The following is a 26,995-nucleotide window of genomic DNA, read 5'->3' as shown; positions in this document are numbered from 1 at the left end:
TTTTGGAAAAAGAGTAGCGGGAATGCTCGGTTTTAGGAAGATTTTGATGAGGAAAGGGGCGCTTGGAGCTCCCGGGCCTTCCGTTTCAAACGCACCAGCACCACATAGCTGACAGCCGTGGCCAGCGTCGACGGCAGGGTCGCAGTAGTAAACGCGAACACGGGTGACGAGGCGAAGGTGACGGGATCAAGCAGGAGGAAATACACCACCACACCGATCGCCATGCTCGCGAAGCCGGCAAGATTGATGCCCTTCCAGTACCAATAGGCCGAACCGGCGCGGTCGCTGTATAGGCCGTCCAGGTCCAGGCGCTGCTTCCTGATGATGAAGTAGTCGGCGATTTGTAGCCCGCAGACCGGACCGAAGACCACTGCCGAGAGCGTGAGGAACGTTCCGAAATTGGCGTAGAAGGGCTCCGCAAGGAAAACGATGACTACGGCCACGGTCAGCCCGGCAACCGTGGTCGCTCCCCGCCAGCTCAGGCGCGCGTCGATGGCAGGTTGCTGCTTGAGGGAGAGCGCCGCCGTATAGGTACCCACCATCGCCGTGCCCACGTTGGCAACGATGATGAACGCGAATGCCGGCAAGGCCAACCAGATGCCGCCGATGTCCAGCAGTCCCGGGAGCGGATTGCCGCCGGAGTCCGGAAAGACCAAGCCGGTGTAAAGGCCGATCAGGCAGATGACGGAGAGGGCGAGTCCGAGGCCCAGCGTCGCCGGAAGGACGGACTTCCTTGTGCTTTTCGAGAACCGGGTCATGCCGCCGACGTAGGGCCACCAGGAAAGTGCCGTCGCGAGCATGAGTTCGATCGCCGTCGTATAGTCCAGGAGCTTGTTACCGTTGGCGGCGCTCGGCTTGGCGCCCAGGAGGGCCGGCCATCCGACCTTCGCCACAATCACGACGATGACCATGACACCCAGCGCGAGGACCGAGCAGGCAACCAGCACGCCAACCCTTCGAAGAATGCCGGGACCGCGGCTGATGAGGGCCCAAACCACCAGGAGGCACGCGAGGCTGCTCAGCGTCTGGACGGTCGGTGCGCTCTGCTGGCTGACGAGGCCAAGGGTGGTCAGCAGCAAAGCTGCCGATTTCCCGCTGAAGATCATCAGCGTGGTCCCCCACCCGATGGTGAAGAGGAAGGTGAGCGCGACGGCGAAGAGGGAACCGCGGGTGCCGAAGACGGGGCGCGTTGAGCGCACGGCCTCCAGGCCGTAGCGGGTGGCCATCGGAACGGTGGCAAGGAATACGAGCAGCATTCCCGCCAACATCGAGGCGATCATCACGATCGAGCCTTGGACCGCGGGCAGGTAGAAGGCCACGTATCCCCCGATGATGAAACACCAGGTAGCAACAGCCGCTTGGGCAGAACTGAAGAAGAGGGCCTTGGGAGTCCAGTTCCGTTCATGGCTGAGCAGGGGGAGGGATCCCTCGGTGCCGGAGGTGGATATTTCATTCGTTGCCTGGCTCACACAAACCACCCCATCACCAAGGCAAAGGCCGGCAAGGCGACTGTGATGACGAGCAGTGTCCGCATGTCGCCGAACCTGAAGGGAGGTTCGAGGTCGCTGGACTGCCACTCGGCCAGTCGGGTGTTCAATTCCTCTGCATACAACTCTTTCAATGTGCTCATGGGCGTTCCCAACCTCAGATTTCGGAGTACCGGAAGGAGTGTGATTCCAAGCCGTCCGGGTTGGGACCGTAGATGGTGACCATGCGGGCGTAAACGGGTGCCCAGTAGCGGCCGGTCCGTCCTGGATTGACACGGGCCGCGTCGCCCGGCCGCAGGATAACGGTCTTGCCTTCGCTCTCGATGTGGAGCTCTCCTTCGAGCACGAAGTTCGTCTCGGTGTGGGGGTGGAAGTCCTGCCAACCGCAGGCTTCCAGTTCCCACTCCGAGAGTATGACGTCACCCCACGAGCCTTCGGGATTGGAGTTGATGAACCGGCAACGCAGCCGGGGCCAATCGTCTTTCATCGGTGTCATGGCCTTCGCGGGCCAATACTCGACCGGTTCGCCTGTTGTGGGGATCGGGAGCTGAGGGGTGGTTGTCGTCATTGTCTTTACCCGTTTCTCGAGGGAGGAATCCTGCGTGGGATTGCTTCGATGAAGCAGATGAGGCCGCGTCATCGTGATCTGGGTCACGGCGCTGACCAACACTTTTACATGGACACCCGTCCCAGTCAATGGTTCATGATCGATGGCGCCAATCTCTTTCACGCAGACATTTTTCTGAGAAATATCCAACTTGGACGATTGACTTATACAAGCGTCCATGTCACAGTTTTCACCACGAGCAAACGTGACTGGCATCACATAAGTGCAGCTCGTTTGGCCTGCAGTACCGACAATCTCCGGTTTGCAAAACTTCCCGGCGATGGCCCCGATCGGGCCCTACCCAATCTCTCTCCCCGGCGGCCCCATAGGCCTGCCAAGCAAGAACGGTCCTGTCAAAGATGAACAGTTCCGGCGCGTCACCCCAAACAACCATCCACAGGAGAAACCATGGAAACCCTCGTAGGAACACTGAGCAAGGCCGGCTCCATCCACAAAGTAGAAGGCGGCTACACCGGCCTTCCCTCCATGAACGAACCCGGCACCATCGCCGCAATCGGCGACTCCCTGCACAACCCGACCGGTTCGGTCATGAGCGCCGGCTTCTTCGAGCTCAAAGCCTCCGAACCCCTCGTCTACACCTACACGTACGACGAAATGAAGGTCGTCATCCAGGGCGAATTCATCCTCACCGACCAGTCCACCGGCGAGGTCACCCACGCCAAGGAACGCGACGTGCTGTTCTTCCCGAAGGGAACCACCGTCAAGTTCGAAACCCCCGAATACGGACTCGGCTTCTTCACCGGCCACCGCTCCTTCGCGCCGTAGCCAGCGAGCAAAAATGTTTGATGAATTGCAAGAGGAGAACAGCAACATGACATTACGAGTTGGAATCATCGGTGCCGGACCCAGCGGCTTGGCGCAACTGCGGGCGTTCGAATCGGCACGGCAAAAAGGCGCCGCCATCCCCGAGATCCTGTGCTTTGAAAAGCAGTCCGACTGGGGCGGCCAGTGGAACAACAGCTGGCGGATCGGCCTGGACGGCCACGGCGAGCCAGTGCATTCGAGCATGTACCGGCACCTATGGTCCAACGGGCCGAAAGAATGCCTCGAATTCGCCGACTACTCGTTCGATGAGCATTTCGGCCGCCCCATCTCCTCCTTTCCGCCCCGTGAAGTGCTCTTCGACTACATCAAGGGCCGGGTGGAGAAGTCCGACGTCCGCAAGTACGTCAGGTTCAACACCGTGGCACGCCACACCAGCTACGACGAGTCCACCCAAGAGTTCACGGTGACGGTCGAGGACCTCAAGACCGGCCTCACCGAAACCCATGTCTTCGACAAACTCGTAGTTTCCACGGGCCATTTCCACGTCCCGTCCGTCCCCGAATTCAAAGGCATCAAGACCTTCCCCGGAGAAGTCCTGCATGCCCACGATTTCCGCGGCGCCGAACGGTTCTACGGCAAAAGGCTCCTCATGGTCGGAAGCAGCTATTCAGCCGAAGACATCGGAATGCAGGCCCACAAGATGGGCGCCGCGTCCATCACCATGAGCTACCGCACCAACCCCATGGGATACCACTGGCCCGAAACCACCGTGGAACGCCCGCTCGTTACCCACTTCCAGGGCAGCACTGCGTATTTCAGCGACGGCACCCAAGACGACTTTGACGCCGTCGTACTCTGCACGGGATACCAGCACAAGTACCCGTTCCTGCCCAGCGAGCTCTCCCTGAAATCACCCAACGTGCTGTATCCCGGCAACCTGTACAAAGGGGTGGTGTGGCAGCAGAACACCAACCTGTTCTACCTGGGCGCCCAAGACCAGTACTACACCTTCAATATGTTCGACGCGCAAGCGTGGTTTGCCCGCGACGTCATGACCGGAACCATCGAACTCCCTCCGATCGCCGAACGCGAGGCGGATATCCAGGTCTGGCTGGACCGCCAAGCGGCACTGCCGGATCACGACGCCGAAGCGGACTTCCAGACGGACTACTTGCGCGAGCTTATCGACGCCACCGATTACCCACCGTTCGACCTGGATGCAGTGTCGCAGCTGTTCAAGGACTGGATGCACCACAAGCACACCGACATCCTGGGCTACCGCGACATGGTCCACCGCTCCGTTATTACCGGCACCATGGCGACGAAGCACCACACACGCTGGCTCAACGCGATGGACGATTCCCTGGAAAGGTACCTCTACGGACAGTCGCAAGACCTGGACTCGGAAGATCCCGAGGAAGCGGTCGACGCCGCTGAGACCCTCGCCTCACGGTAAACCCGCAGGGTGTCATGGCGCCGCGGCCCGACGAATTGGGCCGCGGCGCTGTTTTATACGCCTGTTCTAGTCAGAGGTTCAAGACAGGGTGCGCGACTTTTGTCTAAGCAATAGTCTTAAGGCACGGTCCCCACCGGACCACAGCCGGAAGACTAGAGAGTGAGCTATGCGGGTACCCGCCGACGAACGCAAAGAACAGCTGATTGCAGCAACGGTCGAACTGATGCGCCGCGAAGGCGTCCAGTCGGTGACCATCCGAGCCATCGCCAAGGAAGCGAACGCCCCTTTGGCCACCGCCCACTATTGTTTCCGGAACAAAGACGAACTCATGGAATCGGCCGCCGAGGCTTGGCTCAAAAACCTCAGCAGCTTTTCCAGCGAAGTCGCCATCGAATTGGGCCTCCGTGCGGCCGTTGAGCAAGTTGCCGAAGGCTATTGGCGCGCACTGGTGGAAGAACCGGCCAGCCTCCTCGCCGAAATCGAACTTATCTTGTGGGCAACACGCAACGCGCCCGTCAGCGCCCTCGCCGGGAAGATATATCCGGCCTACGAAGCCGAGCTCGGGAACATCTTCTCCTCCGCGGCCCGGAGCAAGGGCGAGGAATGCCTCATGGAGTTCCCCATGCTGGTGCGGTCCTTCCTCATGATCTATGACGGAGCAGCCATCCAATACATGACGGATCCCAAAGCCGCTGATTATCGGAGCATGTTCTTCATGTTGGTGGATGCGCTCCTGGTCAAGGCCGGCGTCTAGACACATCGGCCTGCTACTTCAGCAGGTGCAACACCATGGTTTCAGTGCGGGCCGGATCCGGGGTGGGGTCGCCGTAGATTTCCCAGGAGTGCCCGGCGGACTCACGATGATTCATGGTCATCCACTCGTCGAGGGCGTCATAGGCCTCCTGCAGGCGGTGGTACGGTCCGTGGAAGATCGCGACGGCGGCCTCACCGCCAGGCGTCCGGGTCGCGTACACCTCCCCAGAGGCGTCAAAGGGCCGCGTAACTTCGACGCCGAACTCGCAGACTATGGGCGATCCAGGCTCGTCGGAGTGGTAGACGAAGATATTGTGCCCGTCCGTCCACAACCCTGGCTGGCTGCGCAGGAAATCCCAGACCTTGCCGATCGCGGCCTCCCAGGTTGAGCCGACGTCGCCGGACGCAACCACGCGCCGGACAGCGGCAATGACGCGCGAATCGACAACCTGCACACTGACACTGACGGCCATGCGGCGATGCTACAGCACCGGGAACCCGGTTTCATTGGCGGGCGAAAATTCATTTGCGCACGGGTTTCATTACGGTCTATGGGCCAAAACAATACTAAGCATGCTTATGATATGCGTCTAGGCAGTTCGCCTGGAAAGCCTGCCGGCCCTGGGCCTGCACGGAGCGCGGAAGGAGTGGACATGTCCACTGGAACTGTCAAGTGGTTCGATTCGGACAAGGGTTTCGGGTTCATCGCCCAGGACGACAGGGGTCCCGACGTCTTCGTGCACTACTCGGCCGTCGTAGGCAATGGCCGGCTGTCCTTGGACGACGAGCAGCGCGTCGCGTTCGACGTCGTCCTGGGAGTTACAGGCCTGGTGGCAGAAAACGTCCGACTCGTCTAGCACTCCCCCGCCGCCAAGGTTCCCCCATTGGTTCCCGGAAAGGAGAACACGTCATGGCCGCTGATTACGACGACCTGCGCCCGGAAGTCAAAGAGGCCCAGGAGCAATCCTTGGAAGCTTTGCAGTCAGCCAATGCGCCGACGCCGATGCGCGCGGTCCTTGAAGTAGAGGCGGGCGACGAGCTGGAATCGGAAGGCCCGGGGGGCGAAATCGTCGCCGAGGAACTGGTCATCAGCGTCGTTCCCCAAGGCAGTGATGAGTTCACTTGCGCCTCGTGCTTCCTTGTCCGCCACCGCTCCCAGATCGCACGGGAAAAGGACGGCAACCTCTACTGCATCGAATGCGAAAGCTGAAAGGTGCGCCGGACGATCACCGTTTTGCCGCCGTCGGGGGCGTTGTGCGCCGGGAGCGCCGGGCGAGCAGCCGAAGCTGCAGGATGCGGACGGCTCCCGCAACCGCGACAAGCACGCCCCCGGCGACCGCCGCGATGAAGAGCGCAAGCCCGAGCGGAACATAACCGCCCAAGCCAAGGAAGTACACGCGTACGGAGTCCTGGTTCTGCAGGAAGAACACAATCAACAAGATCAGGACGACGAGGGCGACGACAACCGCCGTCCAGACCACGCCCGCCCGGGTGACGGGCGGGGCCGGCGACTGATTCGAAACTCCCTGCTCGGCCTTGCCCGGCTCTTGCCGCGGGGGCTGGGGTTGCTGGCTCACGGCGCTCCTTTCTGCGACGGTCTCCCCGGGTCGGAAGGGACCGTCAGTTCGAATACGCATCCGTTAGTGCAACGATAATAGTAAGTCTACTGACGGTTCAATGGACTTGAACCCGGGCGGCCCCACAGCCATCTGCTCGCGCAGGTGAATGTGCCAGAACAAATTAATCCAAGAAAATGACAATATACATTCGGCTAAATTGCCCGATTCGCATTCATCGAATGTCCGCACTTCCCGGCAAAGGGACGCTCCGAACCCCATACTCCGGCAGGGCAAGGACCCGCGCGAGAGCAGGAGGCGGACTATCGAATGCCGTTCCTGGCCCGCCAGCACAGGGCCGCAGCCATCGCTAGCGCCGGAACCAAAGGCAACTTCGAATGTTTCCAACATGTTAACTCGGTTGGTAAATTAGCCTTCCGAATTTCTCATCCAAATATTCTTGAGACTCTCCCGCAATTCGTTTGCCAGGCGTATTTTTGCTACATGAAAGAAACGCAAGTGACCGGTATCACACCGGCAGGACTTGAGTAGGACTGGGTCATCATGGATAGCTACGACGCCGTCCACGTCCCCAGCTCCTCCAGACCTGGCCCGCATCCCCAACAAAGGAAACATCATGTGTGACAACTGCAGGCGTGCACTGCACGAACTGGAAATCCAATGGGGCAACCAAGCCCTTGACCTCGCCAAGCTCCGCAAGATCCTCAGCCATCAGGAAGAGGAAGGCAAGCTCTGGTTGTGACCGCCCACGCACGGATTTCCGGCTGAATTAACCTCCCGTCATGCTCGGGAGGATATCCAGAAGCCTGCGCATATCCTGAGGGAAAGCCGCCCCCGATCCTGAAGGAGTGCCATGCCCGGCCATGGAAGTCCCCTGCGCAAGCTTGGTTTTCTCACGATCGGCCTGTTCGATCCCGAGGACCCGGCCGCGGGCCACCAGTCCACTTTGCAGATCATCGAACTCGGCGAACGGCTTGGTTTCGACAGCGCATGGCTGCGCCACCGTCACTTGCAGTTCGGGATCTCCTCCCCCATCGCGGTGATGGCCGCCGCCAGCCAGCGCACCTCCCGCATTGAACTTGGAACCGCGGTGACCCCGCTGGGCTGGGAAAACCCCTTGCGCCTGGCGGAGGACCTCGCCACCGTGGACTTGCTCGCCGGAGGACGAATCAACCCGGGCCTGAGCGTCGGGGAACCGATGCACTACGACACCGTGAAGCATGAGCTGTACCCGGATTCCGCGGACATTGAGGATTTCAGCTACGCCCGCGTGGATCGGCTCGCCCGCTTGATCGCAGGGGAAAAGGTACGGGACTTTTCCGGCAAGCACGGCGTGGTCGAAGAATTCTCCAACCGCGTCGAGCCACATTCACCCGGATTGCGCGAACGGCTCTGGTACGGGGCCGCCAGCACGAAGTCGGCCGCCTGGGCCGGCGCAAACGGTTTCAATCTGCTCTCAAGCAGCGTGGTCTTTGTCGACGCCGGACAAGAACCCGATTTCGGCCTCGTCCAGCAATCGCAGATCCGTGCCTTCCGTGAGGCCGCCGAGTCGGCCCAAGCACGCGGACCAGCTCGCGTCTCCCAAGGCTTGGTGGTGATCCCGACCGATTCAGCGTCTCCGGCGCAGAGGGAGAAGTACCAGCGTTACGTCGACGAGCGCACCCCCCGGACACTTGCACCACAAGGACCGAAGGGCATGCTCTTCGCTCCGGACCTAATCGGCACAAGCGAGGAAATCGCCGGGCAATTGTTTGCGCACGCCGGGTTCCAGGAAGTCGACGAAGTCGCTTTCGCGCTGCCCTTCAGCTTTGAACACGAGGACTATGTCCAAATCCTTGGCGACATCGCCGGGAAACTAGGCCCCGCGCTGGGATGGACGCCGTCGCAGGCTGGCGAGCAACCGCCGTCGGGCGCTGAAGCGCGGTAGCGCATTTAAGTCATTGCCTTACCGCAAATATAAGGTTACTGTGTAAATAACAGCAAAAAGTCTACGCCCGATGACTACACCGTAGACGAGCCTTCGCGAACAGGCGAAGACAGCGAACGCAAAGGAAACCCGCCATGACCAGACCGGCCGACGTTTCTCCCTCCTACGGTCCCAACGGCACCGCCTACCTCGTGCAGTGCGGCGGCTCATCGAAGGACCGCCTTTTCCACGAACTCAAGCCAGCATTGCGGTACGCCAAAAAGCACAACAACAAGCACCATCACGGAGCGGTACCCCAGTACCACGAGTGGAACAACCACTGGGCCGGGCTACCCGAAGAAGCAAGCAAGAACCATGAAAAAAGTACCTAACCTGCAGGACCGAACACGCACCGGAACCTATAGGACAGTCAAAACCCCACACTGGTCCCGGAAGCCCGCGCCACCGCGCGCCCTTCCCCTCTGGTGCCCCACGTGCCGCTCAGACCAACACTTGATGCTGCACTCGATCGACCCCGCACCCGCCACGACAGGCGAGCCCTTGGTCCACGTCATCTACGCCTGCACCGAATGCGGCTCCTTCCACGCCCATCCCGCACCTTTCCGTGATGTCGCGGCTTTACTGAACGCCACGGACAGCACCCCGGGCATGATGCATTTCGGCACGTTCTACCTCCATTGCGGAGTGCCGATGACCGTGGCCCGGACATCCCACCGCACCATCCAAGCACCAATGTCTACAGCGGAATGCGCGGACGCCGGGATGGCCGAAGTCATCCTGTCCACGAAGACACTCGAATGCGCCTGCGGATTCACGATCGAACTGCCCGACTGATCCACCGGCTGCTCGATGAGCAGTTGGATCAATGCCGGGACCTCACGCTTTTCCCTCTACCAACAACCAGGAGCACACCATGTTGCTTTGGATAGCCATCATCATCGCCATTCTCTGGCTTCTCGGCCTGCTCGGCGGCATCGGGGGTGGATTCATCCACATCCTCATTGTCATCGCCGTTATTGTCCTGATCATCCACTTCGTGACCGGCAGGTCGCGCGTTTGAGGCATGCCTGAGCCAGCCGCGTAACCCGCGCTGGATAACTCCGGCCTTGGGACGGCCCCCGCTCCAGCCCGCAACAGGCGTGGTGCCGGGGCCGTTGTGCCGTCGGTTTAGCTTGCCTGGTCAGTTGTGGCGGCGCGGCTGCGGCGTGCGAACGTCAGGTGGGTGACGCCGCTGGGCGAAGGTGCCGCCTCAATCTCGAAGCGTTCTTCGAGTCCCTCCATGCCATCCCAAAGCCGTTCGCCACGGCCGAGAAGTACGGGAACCTGGACAATATGCATCTGGTCGATCAGGTCGGCTTCCAGGAACTGCCGGACCGTGTCCACGCCGCCACCGATCCTCACGTCGAGGTCGCCGGCGAGCGCGCGGGCCTCTTCGAGCGCTTCCGCGGGTTTTGCGTCCACAAAGTGGAAAGTCGTGCCGCCCTCCATAGTCAACGTGGGCCGCGGGTGGTGCGTCAGGACGATCACCGGCGTGTGGAAGGGCGGGTTGTCACCCCACCAGCCCTTCCACTCTTCATCGGTCCACGGACCGCGCTGGGGACCAAACTTATTCCGGCCCATGATTTCGACGCCGATGCCCGAGGCCCAGCGGCTCGCGAACGTTTCGTCGATTCCGTTCGAGCCCTCATCCTTGCCGTGGAATCCCATCCCTTGGAAGGTTCGCGTTGGGAAAGCCCAGCTCATCAGGCGTGATCCGGCATGACCGAAGGGCGTTTCGAGCGATTGGCCTTCTCCAGTACCGAATCCGTCGAGGGAGACAGAGAAGTTGTGAACGCGGACGAGTGACATTGGACTCCTTGCTCGTGGTCAGTTGGAAAGCAACGCGCCGAACAGCATCCGTAATTGCTTGCCGCCGGCAACCTCTTGGCCGACCGTAGCGCAGGCTACCGCTACCCCGCAAGCATTTCGGAGCGGGATCGTGGACGGGGACGTTGATCGTCGATAGGCTGCCCGAATGCCAGAGGATTCACATTCCGACGACACCGGCGCCGGTGAGCCGACACGATCTAAATTGCCCGCACCGAGGCCTCGGCGGAAGCTGTTCGCCTTCCTGGGTTTCGTCTGGCTCGCCGTCGGCATCGTATGGCTGATCGATGTGGTGGCGAGCGGCCCGACGGTACCTTGGCGCATCGCTATCGGGGTTCTGTTCGTCCTGTTCGGCATTGGCTACATCTTCGGTTGGCTTCGCAGCAAGCGCTCGGCTTCCAGAAGGAAAAACGCCCAGGACTGAATCCATCAAAGCTAAGGCCGCTATTCGCATACTCGTTGCGAGGCGGCTCGGCACCCCGGGAGTCGCCCAGAGAATCCGCAGATCGGAGCGCAGGGTGGCGATTCCCAGACCAAAATCGCTGCTAAGTCCTATGCGGTGACGTTGCACTGCGGATGACAGGTATGGAAGCGGTGTCGAAGAACTGATACTCCCCCTCGGGGGCGTGGATTGTCCCTGCAGCTTCGGCCTTCTCCCTGATGAAGTCGAGGTCTTCCCGGGACAGGACAACTTGTCCGTTCGCATCAAGCTCGACGTCGAAATGCGGATCCGCTTTGACCTTCGCCGACATATCGGAAGGCAAAAGCAGGCAAGCCGGATTTTCCAAAAGCCATGTCCGGGTCTCGGAACCGAGCCGATCCCACTCGTCCTTGAGGCTCACGCTCGCGGACACCACCTTTCTGTATGGTCCCCTCAAACCGAATTCCGTACAGAATACTCCTGTGGCCACAGAGATTGAAGGACAACAACGATGGAAATGTGGCTATTGAGCCTGCGGACTATCCACGCGGGCAAGGTGCGGTTCCGGCTCGAAACCGCGGCAGCCGCCGTCGTTATCCGTGCCGGCGAGGACTTCGACGACGGCGAGCTGGGACTTTACATCCCCTGTTTGCGCGCCAGCCGGCCGGCCGTGCCGTAATCTGTTCTCACCCCTCGAGAAAGAGCGAACATGGGTCTTGATCCGGCCAGCATGGAAGTGATGCTTGGCGTTGCGGCATTGATCCTGTGCCTGTTGTTCTTCGACTCGTACCGCCGTTCGCGGGCCCCTTACAGCGGCTGGTGGTGCCTTGCCATCGCTTTCCTCCTGGCCGGGAACCTGGCCTACTTGCTGGATGGCACACCGTCCCAAGTCTGGGCAGGACCGCTCGGGAACGCTTCGCTCGTCGCCGGGGCGTTCAGCGTCTGGGCCGGTTCACGATCCTTGAGGCTCCTTCCGGCTCCGTCATGGCAGCTCTGGGCGGCGCCGGCCGCGACGGCGTTGGCCGCGGCGCTTGAGAACCCGGGCACGAACATCTGGGCCGGTGGCCTCATGTACTTGGCCTTGATGTCCACGGGCATGGGCCTGGCAGCAATTGACCTGTGGCGGATGAAGTCCTCAAGTTCGCGTACGCGCAGTTCCTTGGCGCTGGCCGCAGCCGGCCTGGGCGGGTATTTCTTCTGCCGGGCCGTCGCCTACTTGTTCGAGGGACCGGGTGGGACCGCTTTGCGCACCTATCTCAGTCCGGCGACCACCAGCCTGGTCACTTTGGTGCTTCTGGTCATCGCGTCTTTCAGCATGGTGTCCCTAAGCAACGAACAACTCATCCGCGCGCTCAACGAACGCGCCACGCGGGACAGCCTGACCGGGCTGCTGAACCGTCAAGCCTTCATGGACCTGGCAGACCGGGAACTCACCCGAATCCGCGCCACTGAAACGGTCTCCACCGTGATCCTTGCAGACCTGGATCACTTCAAAGCACTCAACGATAGCCACGGCCATGCCGCCGGCGATGCCGCGCTGCAAGCATTCGCCGGGGCATGCCGCGCTTCGGTACGCCGCACGGACTTTGTGGGACGGTATGGCGGCGAAGAATTCCTCATCCTGCTTCCCGGGGCGGGCCCGGAAAGCGCCAAGGCCGTTGCCTCGGAAATCAGCCGTCGGATGGCACTCGCGGAACCATCCGAAGGCGTCCACTACCCCACTGCCAGCTACGGCATCGCCGCCAGCTTAGCTGCGGACAGTACCGACCTTGCCGGGATGATTGCGGCTGCGGACAACGCGCTGTACGAAGCTAAATCCCGCGGCCGGAACCAGGCCGTCTGCGCTGACACGCCTATGCTCGAGACACCAACTGCCTCCTGAGGTTCCCGGGGCGCCCGGAGAACTATCGGTGCTTGCCGTGGGCAGTCAGTGCCCGCTTACAAATCGACAGTTTCGAACTCGAGCAGGTCGGCCCCGGTTGCCACGGGAGACCTGTCGCCGCCGTGCTGTTCGTTTGCCCGTCCGTTCCGCCAATTCTGGAAGTCCTCTTCGGTAGCCCAGGTAGTGACGACGAAGTAGCGGTCCTCGCCCTTGACCGGGCGAAGGAGCTGGAACCCTTCGAATCCGGGTTGACCGTCGACGGCGTGTGCCCGGGCTGCGAAGCGCTGCTCAAGTTCGGGGCCTTTGCCTTCCGGCACGTGGATGGCGTTGATCTTCACAACAGACATGTTGTTCCTTTTCGTAGGTTGGTTGGTGAGTGCACGCACTCCTAAACAAATCAGGGTTGGCGGGCGACCACAAGGACCGTTCCAACGTTGCGGATTCTCGTCCGCACAGCTTCCTCGACGGAACGAGTCATTCCGGCAAACTCCGTCATGGTCCAGCCCGGATCGGCCGGGGCAGCGACCTCAACGTGGAGGCGGTGGCCGGTCCAGCGAAGCCGCGCGGTGGAGCCCGCGGGCGCCACCGCCGCAATCGCCGCCTCTGTCCGTTCCAGCAGGTAGGGGTCGACGCCGTCCAGCAGCCGCCGTCCGATGTCCCTGACAGTGCCCCACAAGAGGACGAAAATCGTGATCGAGATCAGGATGCCGATGATCGGATCCGCCAGCGGGAACCCCAGCCAGACGCCGATCACGCCGACGACGACGGCCAGCGAGGTGAATCCGTCGGTCCGGGCATGGACACCGTCGGCTACCAGCGCCGCCGAACCGATCTCCTTGCCGACCCTGATCCGGTAAACCGCCACGATCTCGTTACCGGCAAAGCCAATCAGGCCGGCAGCGAGGACCCAGCCTAGGTTCGCCAAAGGCTGTGGCTGGAAAATGCGGATCACGGATTCGACTGCGGCTACCACAGCCGACAATGCCACCATCGCGACGATGAACAATCCGGCCAGATCCTCGGCACGCCCGAACCCGTAGTTATACGTCCGGGTGGCGGCACGACGACTCAGGACAAACGCCACCCACAACGGGACCGCCGTCAAGGCATCGGAGAAATTGTGGATGGTATCGGCAAGAAGGGCCACCGAGCCACTGAACAAGAAAACCGCCAGCTGCAACAACGACGTCACAGCCAGGACAGCCAAGGAAATCTTCAACGCCCGGATGCCCTGGGCTGAGGACTCCATCGCTTCGTCAACCGAATCAGCAGCATCATGGCTGTGCGGGACGAACAAACCATGAAGGAAGCCCCTCAGGCCCCCGGGGTGCTCGTGGTCGTGGCCGTGGTGGTCATGATGGTGATGCCCGTGGGAATGCCCATCGTGGTCATGCTCGTGGTCATGCTCGTGCTCGTGCTCGTGGTCGTGGTCGTGCTCATGAGTGTCGACCACGTGACCCTCCGTGTTCTCACCCGTGTGCTTCATGCTGCGCCGCCTTCGGCTTGTGCGTGGTGGTGGCGGGGCGTGCCGCCAAGAGTGTGCTCGGCCTGGAAAATAGCATCGGCTACAAGTTGACGGGCGTGTTCATTTTCCAGGCGGTAAAACACGCGGGTGCCTTCGTGCCGAGTGGAGACCATCCGGGCCATCCGCATCTTCGCCAAGTGCTGCGACACAGCGGACTGGGGCTTCGCTACCGTCTCCGCAAGTTCATTCACGGACATCTCGCCGTCGCGCAACGCCAGGATCAATCGGACCCGCGTCGCTTCGGCAAGCATCGCGAAAACCTCCACGGCCAGCTCGACATACTCACTGTCGACGCTCAATCTGCAAGCCTTATCTGCATTCATGCGAATATTATTACACATGCATACAGAACCCGCCCTTCGCGTTACATTAGCGCTAATGTAAAATCGATCGCATGAAACACCTTCAACGACCAGGACTAGGCGAGCTGCTGCGATACGTCGCCGAATTGGTGGAGCAGGGAGCGGAAGAACAGTACAGGCGAATGGGCCTCGAGTACCGCCCTCGATTCACACCGGTCATGCGCGCGTTGGCCGCCGGGGCCGAAACCGTCACTGACGTGACGAAGCAGACCCGACTGACGCAAGGAGCGGTCAGCCAGACGGTGAAGCTCATGGGTGGCGCGGGGCTTGTGGAACGGTACGGCGTATCCGACGGCAGAAAGAGTGGCCTCCGCCTCACGCGGGACGGCCGAGAATTGGCGCGTGCGCTTGAACCGCAGTGGGAAGCGACGTTCACCGCCATCGGCGAACTTGAGAAGGAAATCGGCTATCCGCTCTTGACGGTCCTGCAAGAGACAGCAAACGCGCTGGACCGCCAAGGATTCGGACCACGCTTGGCAGCCGCAAACGACGCACGAATCGAGGCCGTTCATGGATAACCATGCAGCGAAAAACTGGTTCACGACAGGTGGCGGCAACTATGCCCGTTTCCGGCCCGAATATCCGCCCCGGCTCGCTACGGACCTGGCATCCCTCGCACCCTCCAAAGAACTGGCCGTCGACGTCGGCTGCGGCACGGGACAGCTCACGTCGCTGCTCGCACCGTGGTTCCGGACCGTCGTCGGCGTCGATTCCAGCGCGGACCAGCTCGCAAGCGCGAGCGCGCTGCCCAACGTGCAGTACGTCGGCGCACCCGCCGAGAACCTGCCGGTCGGGGACAACACCGCCGCCTTGATTACCGCGGCGCAGGCGGCGCACTGGTTCGACCTTCCCGCCTTCTACAAGGAGGTCCGCCGGATCGCGGCGCCGGGCGCCATCCTCGCCTTGATCAGCTACGGCGTGATGAGTCTCGACGACGACCTGGACGGCCGCTTCCAGGCTTTCTACACGCAGGAAATCGGGCCTTATTGGCCGGCTGAGCGCAAACTGGTCGACGACGGTTACCGCACCATCGACTTCCCGTTCGAGGAAACCACCCTCGCCCCGATCAACATGGAAAAGCACCTGACGCTTTCCGAACTGCTGGGCTACATCTCTACCTGGTCGGCCGTCCGGGTCGTGAAGGAAGCGGGCCGCGAGGACATTCTGCACACCTTCGCCGGCGACCTTTCCGGGCTGTGGGGAGACCCCGAAGGCTCCCGCCGGGTCTGCTGGCCAATCAATACGAGAGTGGGAACGATATGAGCGCCACGGAACTGGCGGTCGGGCTGAAGCACACCGAATACATGACCGTCGAGGAGCGCCATACCGTGCCGGCAGTGGAGCCTCGCTGGCCCGGCTTTGCCGACATGCCCCCGGTCTTCGCCACGGCCATGATGGTCGGCTTCATCGAACAGACGTGCGTCGAGGCACTCCGGCCTTTCCTCGGCGAAGGCGAGCACACGGTGGGGACCCACGTGGACATCAGCCACGTGGCGGCGACGCCCGTCGGGATGGAAATCGCCGCCACCGTCGAACTCGTCAGCGTCGAAGCCCACACGCTCCACTTCAGGGTCTTCTGCCTCGACGAAGAAGGTCTCATCGGCGAAGGAAACCATCAGCGCGTAATCATCAACACCGGGCGCTTCATGTCCCGCGTGAGCAGGAAAGCGCTCGGCTGATCTGCCGGGAATCGCGTCAAAAAGTTGACGGACTTGGTCCTTGAATGACGCAGCAAGTCGACACATGAAGGCGGACGTCCCACGGTTACCCGCCGTGTCGCCTCCCGTTGTCTCCTGGCATGGGGTCTCCGTAATCTCAATCCATCCACGGAGTCCGGACCCGGTGGATGCTCCTCTACACCCCCAAAGCTCTCTCCGTTCGCATGCCTGGAAAGCATTTCAGGCACGCCCATCCCCGAAGGAATACTCCCGTGTCATCCCCTAACGAGAACTCGACCACAAGGATTGTTGCTGGTGACGGTGGTAGGCCGTCCCGTCGTCGTGCGCTTCAGATTGGTGTTGCTGCCGGTCTGGTGGTGCTGGTGGGCGGCGGTGCTGCCGTGGCGTCCGTGGTTGCGAAGAACAATGAGGCCCAGCCGGCCGCGGCGGCGGCGTCGACCTCGCCCGCGGCGGAACTCAAGCTGGGTTATTTCGGCAATGTCACCCACGCCCCGGCCCTGGTCGGGGTGAGCAAGGGCCTGATCGCGAAGGAACTGGGTGCCACGAAGCTGTCCACGCAGATTTTCAACGCCGGTCCGGCGGCGATCGAGGCGTTGAATGCCGGCGCGATCGATGCCGCGTACCTGGGCCCGAACCCGGCGATCAACTCGTTCGTGCAGAGCAAGGGCGCCTCGATCAGCGTCATTGCCGGTGCGGCGTCGGGCGGGGCGCAGTTGGTGGTGAAGCCGGGGATCAATTCGGCGGCGGATTTGAAGGGCAAGACGCTGGCGTCGCCGCAGTTGGGCGGGACGCAGGATGTGGCGTTGCGTGCCTGGCTGGGCAGGCAGGGGTTGAAGGTCAGTGCGGCCGGTGGCGGGGATGTGGCGATCAACCCGACCGAGAACGCGCAGACGTTGAAGTTGTTCCAGGACGGCAAGCTCGACGGCGCGTGGTTGCCCGAGCCGTGGGCCTCGCGGTTGGTGCTGCAGGCCGGGGCGAAGGTGCTCGTGGACGAAAAGAGTCTTTGGGATCAGGGCCGGTTCCCGACGACGATCCTGATCGTGAGCAAGAAGTTCGCCGCGGAGCACCCCGAGACGGTGGCGGCGTTGCTGCGGGGGAACAAGGCGGCGGTGGACTGGCTGAACAGTGCCCCGGCGGCGGAGAAGGCCAGCACGATCAACGCGGCGTTGAAGGCCACTGCGGGATCCGCCCTGCCGGCGGATGTGATCGACCGGTCCCTGGCGAACATCACCTTCACCGTGGATCCGTTGGCCGGGACCTACAAGAAACTCCTGCAGGACGGGGTGGATGCCGGGGTCACCAAACAGGCCGACATCAACGGAATCTTCGACCTCCGCGCCCTCAACACCATAACCGGCCAGAAAATCTCGGCCGGCGGACTCGGCCAGGAGTAGTCCGCAATCAAAACAGCCCGGTGCACGGACCAGACGGTCCAGGCACCGGGTTTTTGCGCTCCCCCAGCCCCGATTCACGCTCCCCCAACCCCGATTCACAGGAGGCGGCAGCCACGCGGATGATAAACTAAGCCTACTTACTAATTTGCGGAGCCGCGCTTGCCCAACTTTGCCGCCGGGCAGCCGCGGTCGCAAGTATGGAGGGAACGGTAATGAAAGCAGTTGTATTCAAAGCACCGTACGAACTGGCCGTCGAGGACGTGCCGGACCCCAAGATCGAAGGACCGCTCGAAGCCATTGTCCGAATCACCACAGCGAACATCTGTGGTTCGGACTTGCACCCTTATGAAGGCCGCGCCGCCCTGGACTCCGGAATGGTGCTGGGCCACGAAAACATGGGAATCGTTGAAGAAGTCGGTTCGGCCGTGGGACGGGTCAAAGTGGGAGACAGGGTTTCCGTGCCGTTCAACCTGGCCTGCGGAACTTGCCGGAACTGCAATAACGGCTACACCTCTGCTTGCTTGCGGGCCAATCCCTCAGGACAACCCGGAGCTGGATACGGCTACCCGAAAATGGGACCGTACTGGGGCGGACAAGCCGAATTCCTCAGGGTGCCCTGGGCTGACTTCAACCTCCTCGAACTTCCCGAAGGCACCGAAAACGAGAACGATTTCGCCATGCTTTCCGATATCTTCCCCACTGGCTATCACGGAGCCGAGTCGGCCTTGGTAGCACCCGGGAAGTCCGTCGTCGTATTTGGCGCCGGACCAGTCGGGCTCATGGCCGCCCACAGCTCCTTCATCAAAGGGGCGTCCCAGGTGTTCGTCGTGGACAAGGAACCTGATCGGCTCGCGCTGGCCAGCCAGATCGGGGCGACTCCCATCAACTTCGCGGACACGGACCCAGCGGAGGCAATCATGGAGGGTACCGACGGATTCGGCGCCGATTGCGGAATCGAGGCAGTCGGATACCAAGCGCATGACCACACCGGACAGGAACATCCTGAAATGGTGCTCGACAACCTCGTCAAGGTGGTCCGCGCAACCGGGCACATCGGCGTCGTAGGCGTTTATGTCCCCGAGGATCCCGGCGCAGCCACCGAAGAGGCAAAGGAAGGCCGGATCGCTTTCAACTACGGCGAAGCCTTCACCAAGGGAATCAGCCTGATCGGGGGCCAGTGTCCGGTCAAGAAATACAACCGCGAACTCCGCGACCTGATCATCCGCGGTAAGGCGAACCCCTCGTGGATCGTCTCCCACGAGGTGCCTTTGGCCGAAGCCCCCGCCGCGTACGAGAAATTCGACAAGCGCGAGGACGGTTACACGAAGGTCCTCCTCAAACCGTAAACCCTAAACCACCGCCCTGTTGGCATCGGCGAGGAGTTAGGAATGCAAAACACTCATGACGGCACCTTCTGAACATGCTGTTCCGGCCCGGGTTGAGCTGAAGCGAACCGCGACGCCGGCCCATAAGCCGTTGGTAAAGTGGCTGCTCGCCCACCAAGTTGCTCCCGTCGGCCCGGAAGCCAAGGAGACGCACAAACCCAACGCGTGGTGGAAGGTGATGTGCCTGACGGGCGTCGACTACTTCTCCACGCTGTCTTACCTGCCCGGTATCGCCGCCCTGGCCGCCGGGGCGCTATCGCCCCTGGCTACCTTGCTGATTGTCGCCCTTACCCTGCTGGGCATGCTGCCGATGTACCGCAGAGTCGCGCAGGAGAGCCCGCAAGGCCAGGGGTCGGTGGCCATGCTGGAGAAGTTGTTGCCGTTCTGGCGCGGAAAGTTCTTCGTCCTTCTGCTTCTGGGCTTTGTAGCCACTTCCTGGATCATCACCATCACGCTCTCCGGCGCTGACGCGACCGTCCATCTCCTGGAGAACCCTTTGATCCCCGAAGCACTCAAAGGTGGCGCGCTCATCATGACCGTGGTCCTGCTGCTGATCCTGGGCGGTGTCTTCCTGCTCGGGTTCAACGAAGCAGTGGGCGTTGCGATCCCGTTGGTGAGCATCTACCTACTGCTGAACGCCGCCGTCGTGGTTGCGGGATTCACTCGCGTGGCAGCTGACCCGTCCTTGGTTGCGGGATGGACGGACCGCCTCCTCGCCAACGGAGGCGGCCCCGTGGGGCTGATCAGCCCCGCGGTCATCGCATTTCCCTTGCTGGTACTCGGCCTGTCCGGCTTCGAGACGGGGGTCTCCATGATGCCTTTGATCAAGGCATCGGGAACAACGCCGCGGGACCGGCTCGCTTCCCGGATCGGAAACACCCGCAAACTGCTCACGACGGCGGCGCTCATCATGAGCGTTTACCTCATCTCAACCAGCTTCCTGACTACGATCATGATTCCCACCAGGGAATTCCAGGACGGGGGCCAGGCCAACGGACGCGCCTTGGCGTATCTTGCCCACCAGTTGTTCGGTCCCGCATTCGGTACCGTCTACGACATCTCCAGCGCACTGATCCTTTGGTTTGCCGGCGCGTCCGCGATGGCCGGACTGATCAACATCGTGCCACGGTATTTGCCCGCCTACGGGATGGCGCCGGAGTGGGGGCGTGCAGTCCGGCCGGTCGTTCTGGTCTACACGCTGGTGAGCGTCGGCATCACCATCGCCTTCAACGCCGACGTCAATGCCCAGGCGGGCGCCTACGCAACCGGGATCCTGGCGATGATGGTCTCGGGAGCCGTCGCGGTCACAGTCTCAGCTGTCCGACGGCGGCGACGGATCGGCGTCGTGGGCTTCAGCTGCCTGACCCTCATCCTCCTCTACGCTTTGGCCGCCAACGTCATCGAAAAACCCGATGGTATCCTCATCTCCGCGTTCTTCATTGCAGGGATCATCGCGGTCTCACTGATATCACGGATCACCCGGACCACTGAGCTGCGGGTGGACACGATCGAATTTGACGAAGCGGCCAGGGAGTTCATCACCGAGTCGATTGCCTTCGACGGCCGGCTCCACGTCATCGCCAACAAGAAGCAGGCAGGCGACAAGACCGAATATGCCGACAAGGAATTCGAACAGCGCGGCCTCAACCCGGTACCGGGCGCGGCAGACGTCATCTTCCTGGAAGTCGAAATCTCCGATCCGTCGGACTTCAGCCACACTCTCCGGGTCGAAGGTATCGAAGTGGGAGGCTACAGGGTGCTCCGAGTGAAATCCCCGGCAGTCGCGAACGCGATCGCAGCGGTCCTGCTGGCCCTGCGCGACTCGACCCGCACCAAACCCCATTGCTACTTCGAGTGGTCCGAGGGAAGCCCGATCGCCCACCTCATGCGTTATCTGTTTCTGGGCCGAGGCGACATCCCACCGCTCGTACGCGAAATCCTTCGCGAGGCCGAACGCGACAAAGCCCTGCGGCCGGGCATCCACGTTGGCTGACGCAGTGCTGCTTTAGATACAGTCCCGCTAGGCGCCCCAGTGTGGCGGCATCACCAAGCCCGCGGGAAGGAGGGTCGTACTGTTGCCCCTCGCGGAATTGAGCTGCGGTTGCGTCACATACAAGGCCTGCGACACGTCCGCCCCTTCAAGTCGCGCGTCCCTCAAATCCGCGCCGAGCAGGTCCGCTCCCGATAAGTCGCTGCCGCGTAGATCGGCCGCGATCAGGTAAGCCCCTCGGAGATCCGCGCCGCACAAGCGGCGGGACGATAGTTGCCTGCCCATCAGGTCAGCACCGGGCGTCAGCCAAGGCTCCAAATGATCGTCGCCCGCGGCGAAGTAGGAAGCCCGGACTTCGTCACTGATCTCCATCAGCGTTGACCTCACCTGCGAGTGGAGATCCTGGATATCAAGTGAAAGCAACGCCTCCAGGCCGCCGTCGAGTGCCTGCTCGATAATTTTCCTGGGCTTCAGTGCACGGCTCGAAGAGTAGGGATCAAAAGTTCGCTCTTGGGCTTCGATCAAATACCAGAGCATTTCGTGCAATTGCCGGGCGACTTTGAATGCGGAGAACATCCCGTCTTTGGTTTCCGGATATTCCAGCCAGCCGTTTCCGGCGAACAGTTTTTGCGAGACGTTTTGGCCCGCCCCGAAGCAGTCAAAGACCGTGCAGCCGCGAAATCCCCGCGGCCGAAGGCTCTCGTGGATGGTGCAGGAGAAGTCCGGCGCAAGGTTCCGGCATGGAGTGCCCGAAGGTTTGTCGAGGGCGAAATCCGCCGATCGCGTGAATCCGAACGCCGTGCAGCAGAGTGCAAAGCAATTGCCGCAGTCAGGTCGTAAGGATTGCCGGTCGAGGGAAGGCGAAGGGTTGGCTGATGAGGTGTGCATGCGATCTTCCAGGAGTGGGTTCTGTGTGGGGCCGGTGCCGTGGGGAGCTCCAGATGGAGTTCCCCTCCCGGGCGCACGGAATCACCGCTCCCCCAGGGAGCGAACTGGAATCGCTGTAAAGGCTCTGGGTCACAGAGAAAAAGGAAGTATCACTGGGATCAGGATACCCGCCGTCGGCGTTGACCCCGGAAGGGCCCGAGGTCAACGCGAGCGGCCGCGGTTGAAAGACTCAGGCCTGGACTGCGAAGCCGCCGGCCCAGGAGATCTTCTCGCCGGCGGCGAGGGTGATCTGCAGGAAGCCAAGAGCCTCCAACTCGCGGGCGCGGCGCAGCGCGCCGGCGTCGATCGACTTCAGCCCACCCGACGTGATGGCCTCGGCAACCCGGGACTTCGCGTCGGCGTCGTCCCCGGCGATCAGGACAGTGGTCGGCTGGCCGCCGACCTGGCCCGAAGCGAGGGTCGCCGCCAAGGTCGTGTTGAACGCCTTCACCACGCGGGACTCCGGAAGCGCAGCCTGGATCTCAGCTGTAGCCGAGGAATCCGCCGGCACAGTGAGGGAATCGAAAGTCTCGAAGTTCAACGGGTTGGTGATGTCGACGACGATCTTGCCGCCCAGCTCCCCGCCACGCTCGGACAGCACCTTGCCGACCGCCGGGTAAGGCACGGCCAAGACAACGATTTCGCCACTTAGCGGCACGGCGGTGTCCTTGCTGCCAAGCAACTGCACGGCGTTGCCGCCCTTCTCGAAAACACCGGCAATCGCGGTTCCCATGTTGCCCGTCCCAAGAATACTCACTGCGGTCATGATCGTTTCCTCATTTCTCTGCGGATTGGTTGATGCTTCAACTAAATTCTACTCCCGAGATTTCATTGAAGCAACAACTAATTTCGCACGATGCCGCGCCCGATCCGACGGCGATTTTCAAGCCTCAAGTCCGAGTTGGCGGATAGCCTTGGCGAGCTTTTCCCGCCCTTCGCTGTCCAGGCCGCGCAAGGGCAAAGGCAGCGCCGAGGCCGAAAGGAGTCCCAACTCCTCGGCGAGGGCCGATACGACGCGGAGGCTGCCGTAGGCCTTGAACAGGGTCCAGAGCGGTTCCAGGCGCCGCGACGCTGCAAGGGCCTCCCCGGTGCGGCCCGCGCGAACATGGTCCACGATGGTCTTTGCCTGAATCGGAAGAACCCCTCCAATGACCGAATACCAGACGTCACAGCCAGCGGCGAGGGCTTCGGCGGCCACCCAGTCACCGCTGATCCCCAGCGAAGTGCCCTGCGGCAGTCGCGCACGCAGCTTCCCGATCCGTGCGGAGACGTCCGCCGCCGGCGGCGGGATTTTGATCGATGCGATGCCTGGGATGCGGGCAATGCGGGCGTGAAGGTCGTCTGAGAATGTGAATCCGGTGGTCCCCGGGTTGTCGTAGACAACTATGGGGAGATCGGTCTCAGCGGCAACACATTCGTAGAGGCCGAAGACTTCGTCGTCAGTCAGCCGCTGATACGAGACTGGAGCGAGAAGCAAAGCTGCAGCGCCGGCTGACTGGGCATCTCCGGCCAGCGCCAAAACGTCACGGGTCCGGACCGCCCCCACCCCAACGAGGACCGGGACGTCGCCAGCCGAATCGATCGCCGCCTCGAGCACGGTCCGTCGCTCTTCGCGGGAGAGGTAGGCATAGTTTCCGGTGGATCCCAGGACACCCAACGAGTCGACTCCGGCCAGGGTTGCACGCGAGACGAGCCCCGCGAGAGCCTTGAGGTCAACGTCCTCGCCGTTCATCGGCGTGAGCGGGAAGGCACTAAGTCCATCAAACACAAGAAGCCTGCTTTCATCTGGCCGCCCTGTAACGGACGTCAGGAATTGGTTACAGCTCTGATGCTAGCCCGGGCCTTGGACGTGATTGCCGGGTTGATCGATACGGGGTCGGGCGCGGCCTGAATCTCCAGCTCAGAGCGGAAGGATCCTGCTCGTGTGCTCCGCCAAGGCCGCAAGCAGCGCGTCTTGGTACTCAGTGTCCATTGCAGCAGGATGTGGACGCTGCGTTCTGCGATGGTGCCAGTAGCCGCCGGTGCGCGGCGAGATTTCGGCCGCGTCCGCCGTCGCGATCCATTCCTGCGTCCGGTGGCCCTCCTCAAGGCTGTCCGGAGCATGAGGTCCGCCCATGCGGGTGGGAACCCAGCCAGGATCTACGGCATGGACCAGCACCTCGGGCCACCAGCGCGCCAGCGCCATGGAGAAGGCCGTGACCTGCAGCTTGCTGTCCTCGTAGCGGAGCCGTCCGGACATGAGCGCGGCAGCCGTCGGCGGGGTTGACGAGCCGGAGCGGTGCATCGAACTGCTGAGGAAAACCACGCGGCCCGGACGCGTCATCGCTGTGCTGAGCAGGTACGGCGCCACGATGTTCACGGCAGCGACTTCCGCCCCGGAAAGCACCCCGGCATTGTGGATCACGGCATCGAAAACCCCGATGCCGTTTGCCTGGGCCGCGAGTTCCAGGGTCTCGTCCAAGCGCGCCAGGTCCGCGTAGAGGACTTCCGCCAAACCCTTCAGGGAGCCTTGGGATCCTGAGCTGCGGGCGTGGCCGACGACGTCGTGCCCCTGCGCCGCGAGCGCGACGGCGGTCTCCCGCCCCAACCCGCTGGAAGCTCCCGTGACAAGAATCAATGCCATGTTTCCCCTTTGCGAGCGGTTTCCCTCCAGCCTAGACAGCACTACACGGGCAAGGGAGTCCCCCCGGTACCCCTTTCAAGCGGGACTCCCTCACCACTTTCGAACGTGGTCCGATGGATGAACTGAAGAGATCGCAGCGAGAGGACACCATGTCGCAGGACACTTCCACACCGGCCACGGACGCGGACCAAGGACAGCAGGACCGTGAACAACACCCGGGTCATTGGGGCGCCGTCTACGCCATGTCGCTGTGTGTCTTCGCGCTCATCGCCTCCGAATTCATGCCTGTCAGCCTGCTCACCCCGATGGCGGCCGACCTCGGCGTCTCCGAAGGAATGATCGGCCAGGGCATCTCGATATCCGGCCTGTTCGCCGTGCTGACAAGCCTTTCCGTCTCCACCTTGACCCGGGGCATGAACCGCAAGGCGCTCCTGCTCGCCTTGACCGGCGTCATGGTGGTCTCAGGTGCCCTGATCGCCGTTGCACCGGGCTACGTGCCCTTCATGATCGGCCGGGCGCTGATCGGCGTGGTCATCGGAGGATTCTGGTCCATGTCCGCCGCCACGGCCATGCGCCTTGTTCCCGCTTCCAAAGTCCCCCGGGCGTTGGCGATCTTCAACGGAGGCAACGCTTTGGCCTCCGTGCTCGCCGCTCCGTTGGGCAGCTACCTTGGTTCGGTCATGGGTTGGAGGGGAGCATTCTTCTGCTTGGTTCCGGTGGCCGTGCTGGTCCTCCTCTGGCAGTGGATCAGCTTGCCACCAATGAAGGCGGCTTCACGGCCGGCCGAACCCGGAAACATCCTCAGCATTTTCGGCTCGCTCAAGAGCGTTCCCATCTCGTGGGGCATGGCGGCTTGCGGTGCGTTCTTCATGGGCCAGTTTGCCCTCTTCACCTATGTCCGCCCGTTCCTGGAAGCAGTCACACGGGTGGACGTCGCCACGATCTCACTGGTGCTCCTCGTTGTTGGCGCCGCCGGTTTCGTGGGCACGGTGGTGATAGGCCGTTTCCTCGTCAAGGGCCTGTACCGGACACTTATAGTCATTCCGGTCCTCATGGCCTCGCTGGCTGCAGCGATGGTGCCCCTCGGCGGCGTGGTCGCCGCCGTCGTCGTGATTTTGGGCCTCTGGGGCCTGTTCTCGACGGCGGCTCCCGTCGGCTGGTGGAGTTGGGTCGCCAAGGCGATGCCGCACAATGCGGAGGCTGGAGGCGGGTTGATGGTCGCCGTGATCCAGACGTGCATCGCCCTCGGCTCCACGCTGGGCGGGCTGCTGTTCGACTCCGCCGGGTACCGCTCCACCTTCCTGGTCAGCGCCGGCATACTCTTCATTGCGTCACTGCTCGCGCTCGGAACAGCGCGGGCCACCCGACGCGCACGCTCGTGAGGCTCGCAGCCCGCGCATGCCGCTACCACCGCGCGAGGGCACTCGCTATTCGGTCCGCGAGATCGCCGCGCCATAGCCGGAAACACTTCCGTATTCGCTGGCGGCCCAGGAGGCGAGCAGTTGCATGCGCTCAGCGGAGGGCGAACCCGGCTCCGCCGAGTAGATCGTCAGGGTCAGACCGGGTTCAGCGGCCATCTCCAGGCCCTCGTAGGCCAACGTCATCTCCCCCACCACGGGATGGGCAAACGTCTTGAAGCCAGCCCCGTGTTGGCGAACATCGTGCGAACCCCAACGACGGCGGAACTCGTCACTGCGGGTGCTCAACTCGCCGATCAGGTCATGCAGGTCCTTGTTACGGGGGTCGCGTGCTGCCTCGGTCCGCAATATGGCGACCGTGATATCGGCGAACACTTCCCAATTCGGGTAGAAGTCATGGGCGTTTTCAGCCAGGAACATGTGCCTGGCAATGTTCGGCGGCTCTCCTGGCATGTCGTAGACATCTTTGTAAAATGCACGGGCCAAGAGGTTCCCGGCCAGCAGATCCATCCGACCGTTCCGGACAAAGGCCGGCCCGGCCGTTACGGCGTCCAAGGCCCACTGCAGGCTCTGATGGGGCAACCAGGACTTCGGGTTCCGCCGCCGCGGTGGACGAGCGACCGGACTAGCTGCATGGGCCAGGTTGAAAAGGTGGTCGCGTTCGGCCTCGTCAAGCTGGAGAGCCTTTGCCAAACTGTCGAGGACCTCCGGCGACGCCCCGCTGATCGCACCACGTTCCAGCTTCGTGTAGTACTCAACACTCATCCCGGCCAGAAAAGCGACCTCGCCACGTCGCAACCCAGCGACCCGGCGCTTCATCCCTTCAGGCAGTCCCACTTGGGCCGGCGCGACCTTGGCCCGGCGGGAGATCAGAAAATCCCGGACCTCTGCTCGATTGTCCATGCATTCACGGTAGACGCGAAACATTCC

Annotated in this window: 35 protein-coding genes; 20 read left to right on the top strand and 15 right to left on the bottom strand. The window is 62.2% G+C overall.

All coding sequences use genetic code 11. From position 1 onward, the window contains the following. Positions 1-32: 32 nt before the first annotated feature. Genes ABCW42_RS03850 through ABCW42_RS03840 form a run of 3 tightly spaced genes read right to left on the bottom strand, consistent with a single transcriptional unit; the run spans position 33 to position 2,055 of the window. The gene (locus tag ABCW42_RS03850; protein WP_423183609.1) at positions 33-1,469 is read right to left on the bottom strand and encodes a purine-cytosine permease family protein; all 1,437 of its coding nucleotides are present in this window, start codon (positions 1,467-1,469) and stop codon (positions 33-35) included. After that, a complete protein-coding gene (locus ABCW42_RS03845) occupies positions 1,466-1,630 on the bottom strand; it encodes a hypothetical protein (RefSeq protein ID WP_423183608.1) in 165 nt (54 codons plus the stop codon). Before ABCW42_RS03845 ends, ABCW42_RS03850 begins: the two co-directional genes overlap by 4 nt. Before the next feature lie 14 nt (positions 1,631-1,644). Then, a complete protein-coding gene (locus ABCW42_RS03840; protein ID WP_423183607.1) occupies positions 1,645-2,055 on the bottom strand; it encodes a cupin domain-containing protein in 411 nt (136 codons plus the stop codon). Positions 2,056-2,502: 447 nt separating this feature from the next. Between ABCW42_RS03840 and ABCW42_RS03835 the strand changes: the two genes are divergently transcribed. From ABCW42_RS03835 to ABCW42_RS03825, 3 genes are all read left to right on the top strand, one after another. Next, positions 2,503-2,880: a cupin domain-containing protein gene (locus tag ABCW42_RS03835; RefSeq protein ID WP_423183606.1), complete on the top strand. Its 378-nt coding sequence runs from the start codon at positions 2,503-2,505 to the stop codon at positions 2,878-2,880. A 46-nt stretch (positions 2,881-2,926) separates the two neighbouring features. Continuing rightward, complete coding sequence (locus ABCW42_RS03830; protein ID WP_423183605.1) at positions 2,927-4,336, top strand: NAD(P)-binding domain-containing protein; 1,410 nt, start codon at positions 2,927-2,929, stop codon at positions 4,334-4,336. 166 nt (positions 4,337-4,502) lie between these two features. After that, complete coding sequence (locus ABCW42_RS03825; RefSeq protein WP_423183604.1) at positions 4,503-5,090, top strand: TetR/AcrR family transcriptional regulator; 588 nt, start codon at positions 4,503-4,505, stop codon at positions 5,088-5,090. 13 nt (positions 5,091-5,103) lie between these two features. Here ABCW42_RS03825 and ABCW42_RS03820 read toward each other — a convergent pair whose 3' ends face one another. After that, positions 5,104-5,562, bottom strand: coding sequence for a GyrI-like domain-containing protein (locus ABCW42_RS03820; RefSeq protein WP_423183603.1), 459 nt, complete (start codon positions 5,560-5,562; stop codon positions 5,104-5,106). A 180-nt stretch (positions 5,563-5,742) separates the two neighbouring features. On the opposite strand from ABCW42_RS03820, the gene ABCW42_RS03815 reads away from it, so the two are divergent. Both ABCW42_RS03815 and ABCW42_RS03810 read left to right on the top strand, forming a co-directional pair. Beyond that, on the top strand, positions 5,743-5,946 hold the full coding sequence (locus ABCW42_RS03815) for a cold-shock protein (RefSeq protein ID WP_423183602.1): 204 nt from the start codon (positions 5,743-5,745) through the stop codon (positions 5,944-5,946). A gap of 53 nt (positions 5,947-5,999) precedes the next feature. Next, positions 6,000-6,299: a DUF4193 family protein gene (locus tag ABCW42_RS03810; RefSeq protein WP_133203314.1), complete on the top strand. Its 300-nt coding sequence runs from the start codon at positions 6,000-6,002 to the stop codon at positions 6,297-6,299. Between the two features lie 16 nt (positions 6,300-6,315). On the opposite strand, the gene ABCW42_RS03805 is transcribed toward ABCW42_RS03810, so the two are convergent. Beyond that, positions 6,316-6,666 (bottom strand): lipopolysaccharide assembly protein LapA domain-containing protein, encoded by a 351-nt coding sequence (locus tag ABCW42_RS03805; RefSeq protein ID WP_423183601.1) that lies wholly within the window; start codon positions 6,664-6,666, stop codon positions 6,316-6,318. A gap of 616 nt (positions 6,667-7,282) precedes the next feature. On the opposite strand from ABCW42_RS03805, the gene ABCW42_RS03800 reads away from it, so the two are divergent. From ABCW42_RS03800 to ABCW42_RS03780, 5 genes are all read left to right on the top strand, one after another. Then, on the top strand, positions 7,283-7,408 hold the full coding sequence (locus ABCW42_RS03800) for a hypothetical protein (protein WP_268908665.1): 126 nt from the start codon (positions 7,283-7,285) through the stop codon (positions 7,406-7,408). 111 nt (positions 7,409-7,519) lie between these two features. Beyond that, positions 7,520-8,593, top strand: a complete 1,074-nt coding sequence (locus ABCW42_RS03795; protein WP_423183600.1) for an LLM class flavin-dependent oxidoreductase — start codon at positions 7,520-7,522, stop codon at positions 8,591-8,593. 134 nt (positions 8,594-8,727) lie between these two features. Further along, positions 8,728-8,964 carry a hypothetical protein gene (locus ABCW42_RS03790; protein ID WP_423183599.1) on the top strand — a complete coding sequence of 79 codons (237 nt, stop codon included), beginning with the start codon at positions 8,728-8,730 and terminating at the stop codon, positions 8,962-8,964. Between the two features lie 124 nt (positions 8,965-9,088). Next, positions 9,089-9,427 carry a hypothetical protein gene (locus ABCW42_RS03785; RefSeq protein ID WP_423183598.1) on the top strand — a complete coding sequence of 113 codons (339 nt, stop codon included), beginning with the start codon at positions 9,089-9,091 and terminating at the stop codon, positions 9,425-9,427. 79 nt (positions 9,428-9,506) lie between these two features. After that, positions 9,507-9,653: a lmo0937 family membrane protein gene (locus tag ABCW42_RS03780; protein ID WP_423183597.1), complete on the top strand. Its 147-nt coding sequence runs from the start codon at positions 9,507-9,509 to the stop codon at positions 9,651-9,653. Between the two features lie 107 nt (positions 9,654-9,760). On the opposite strand, the gene ABCW42_RS03775 is transcribed toward ABCW42_RS03780, so the two are convergent. Further along, complete coding sequence (locus tag ABCW42_RS03775) at positions 9,761-10,441, bottom strand: dihydrofolate reductase family protein (protein WP_423183596.1); 681 nt, start codon at positions 10,439-10,441, stop codon at positions 9,761-9,763. A 166-nt stretch (positions 10,442-10,607) separates the two neighbouring features. Between ABCW42_RS03775 and ABCW42_RS03770 the strand changes: the two genes are divergently transcribed. Further along, positions 10,608-10,883, top strand: a complete 276-nt coding sequence (locus ABCW42_RS03770; RefSeq protein ID WP_423183595.1) for a hypothetical protein — start codon at positions 10,608-10,610, stop codon at positions 10,881-10,883. A gap of 121 nt (positions 10,884-11,004) precedes the next feature. Here the strand turns inward: ABCW42_RS03770 and ABCW42_RS03765 are convergent, their stop codons facing one another. Then, a complete protein-coding gene (locus ABCW42_RS03765) occupies positions 11,005-11,301 on the bottom strand; it encodes a hypothetical protein (RefSeq protein ID WP_423183594.1) in 297 nt (98 codons plus the stop codon). A gap of 90 nt (positions 11,302-11,391) precedes the next feature. On the opposite strand from ABCW42_RS03765, the gene ABCW42_RS03760 reads away from it, so the two are divergent. Further along, on the top strand, positions 11,392-11,559 hold the full coding sequence (locus tag ABCW42_RS03760; protein WP_423183593.1) for a hypothetical protein: 168 nt from the start codon (positions 11,392-11,394) through the stop codon (positions 11,557-11,559). Positions 11,560-11,589: 30 nt separating this feature from the next. Beyond that, positions 11,590-12,762 carry a GGDEF domain-containing protein gene (locus ABCW42_RS03755; RefSeq protein WP_423183592.1) on the top strand — a complete coding sequence of 391 codons (1,173 nt, stop codon included), beginning with the start codon at positions 11,590-11,592 and terminating at the stop codon, positions 12,760-12,762. A gap of 56 nt (positions 12,763-12,818) precedes the next feature. Here ABCW42_RS03755 and ABCW42_RS03750 read toward each other — a convergent pair whose 3' ends face one another. Genes ABCW42_RS03750 through ABCW42_RS03740 form a run of 3 tightly spaced genes read right to left on the bottom strand, consistent with a single transcriptional unit; the run spans position 12,819 to position 14,610 of the window. After that, positions 12,819-13,109, bottom strand: a complete 291-nt coding sequence (locus tag ABCW42_RS03750) for an antibiotic biosynthesis monooxygenase family protein (RefSeq protein WP_423183591.1) — start codon at positions 13,107-13,109, stop codon at positions 12,819-12,821. Between the two features lie 50 nt (positions 13,110-13,159). Further along, entirely contained in the window at positions 13,160-14,248 is a 1,089-nt protein-coding gene (locus ABCW42_RS03745; protein WP_423183590.1) for a cation diffusion facilitator family transporter, read from the bottom strand. Further along, positions 14,245-14,610, bottom strand: a complete 366-nt coding sequence (locus ABCW42_RS03740) for an ArsR/SmtB family transcription factor (RefSeq protein WP_423183589.1) — start codon at positions 14,608-14,610, stop codon at positions 14,245-14,247. Before ABCW42_RS03740 ends, ABCW42_RS03745 begins: the two co-directional genes overlap by 4 nt. Before the next feature lie 71 nt (positions 14,611-14,681). On the opposite strand from ABCW42_RS03740, the gene ABCW42_RS03735 reads away from it, so the two are divergent. The 6 genes from ABCW42_RS03735 to ABCW42_RS03710 all read left to right on the top strand — a co-directional run bounded on the left by ABCW42_RS03735 (position 14,682) and on the right by ABCW42_RS03710 (position 21,100). Next, positions 14,682-15,167, top strand: coding sequence for a MarR family winged helix-turn-helix transcriptional regulator (locus tag ABCW42_RS03735; RefSeq protein WP_423183588.1), 486 nt, complete (start codon positions 14,682-14,684; stop codon positions 15,165-15,167). Further along, positions 15,160-15,912, top strand: a complete 753-nt coding sequence (locus ABCW42_RS03730) for a class I SAM-dependent methyltransferase (RefSeq protein ID WP_423183587.1) — start codon at positions 15,160-15,162, stop codon at positions 15,910-15,912. The genes ABCW42_RS03735 and ABCW42_RS03730 overlap by 8 nt, the downstream gene beginning before the upstream one ends. Beyond that, on the top strand, positions 15,909-16,328 hold the full coding sequence (locus tag ABCW42_RS03725) for a thioesterase family protein (protein WP_423183586.1): 420 nt from the start codon (positions 15,909-15,911) through the stop codon (positions 16,326-16,328). The genes ABCW42_RS03730 and ABCW42_RS03725 overlap by 4 nt, the downstream gene beginning before the upstream one ends. 203 nt (positions 16,329-16,531) lie before the next feature. Then, on the top strand, positions 16,532-17,722 hold the full coding sequence (locus ABCW42_RS03720) for an ABC transporter substrate-binding protein (RefSeq protein ID WP_423183585.1): 1,191 nt from the start codon (positions 16,532-16,534) through the stop codon (positions 17,720-17,722). Between the two features lie 212 nt (positions 17,723-17,934). Further along, positions 17,935-19,068, top strand: a complete 1,134-nt coding sequence (locus ABCW42_RS03715) for a glutathione-independent formaldehyde dehydrogenase (protein WP_423183584.1) — start codon at positions 17,935-17,937, stop codon at positions 19,066-19,068. Between the two features lie 55 nt (positions 19,069-19,123). Then, positions 19,124-21,100, top strand: coding sequence for an amino acid transporter (locus ABCW42_RS03710; protein ID WP_423183583.1), 1,977 nt, complete (start codon positions 19,124-19,126; stop codon positions 21,098-21,100). A gap of 27 nt (positions 21,101-21,127) precedes the next feature. Here the strand turns inward: ABCW42_RS03710 and ABCW42_RS03705 are convergent, their stop codons facing one another. From ABCW42_RS03705 to ABCW42_RS03690, 4 genes are all read right to left on the bottom strand, one after another. After that, positions 21,128-21,985 (bottom strand): pentapeptide repeat-containing protein, encoded by an 858-nt coding sequence (locus ABCW42_RS03705; protein ID WP_423183582.1) that lies wholly within the window; start codon positions 21,983-21,985, stop codon positions 21,128-21,130. Between the two features lie 229 nt (positions 21,986-22,214). Further along, the gene (locus ABCW42_RS03700) at positions 22,215-22,790 is read right to left on the bottom strand and encodes an NADPH-dependent F420 reductase (RefSeq protein ID WP_423183581.1); all 576 of its coding nucleotides are present in this window, start codon (positions 22,788-22,790) and stop codon (positions 22,215-22,217) included. A gap of 117 nt (positions 22,791-22,907) precedes the next feature. Further along, a complete protein-coding gene (locus ABCW42_RS03695; protein ID WP_423183580.1) occupies positions 22,908-23,792 on the bottom strand; it encodes a dihydrodipicolinate synthase family protein in 885 nt (294 codons plus the stop codon). Between the two features lie 132 nt (positions 23,793-23,924). After that, a complete protein-coding gene (locus tag ABCW42_RS03690; protein WP_423183579.1) occupies positions 23,925-24,647 on the bottom strand; it encodes an SDR family NAD(P)-dependent oxidoreductase in 723 nt (240 codons plus the stop codon). Positions 24,648-24,760: 113 nt separating this feature from the next. Between ABCW42_RS03690 and ABCW42_RS03685 the strand changes: the two genes are divergently transcribed. After that, positions 24,761-26,029 (top strand): MFS transporter, encoded by a 1,269-nt coding sequence (locus ABCW42_RS03685; protein ID WP_423183578.1) that lies wholly within the window; start codon positions 24,761-24,763, stop codon positions 26,027-26,029. Between the two features lie 45 nt (positions 26,030-26,074). On the opposite strand, the gene ABCW42_RS03680 is transcribed toward ABCW42_RS03685, so the two are convergent. After that, on the bottom strand, positions 26,075-26,968 hold the full coding sequence (locus tag ABCW42_RS03680) for a helix-turn-helix transcriptional regulator (RefSeq protein WP_423183577.1): 894 nt from the start codon (positions 26,966-26,968) through the stop codon (positions 26,075-26,077). Positions 26,969-26,995: the final 27 nt, after the last annotated feature.

This window comes from Arthrobacter sp. NyZ413, assembly GCF_049390645.1.
Taxonomy (GTDB): domain Bacteria; phylum Actinomycetota; class Actinomycetes; order Actinomycetales; family Micrococcaceae; genus Arthrobacter.
The sequence above is the reverse complement of the archived record's forward strand: the minus strand, read 5'-3'. Positions and strand labels throughout refer to the sequence as shown.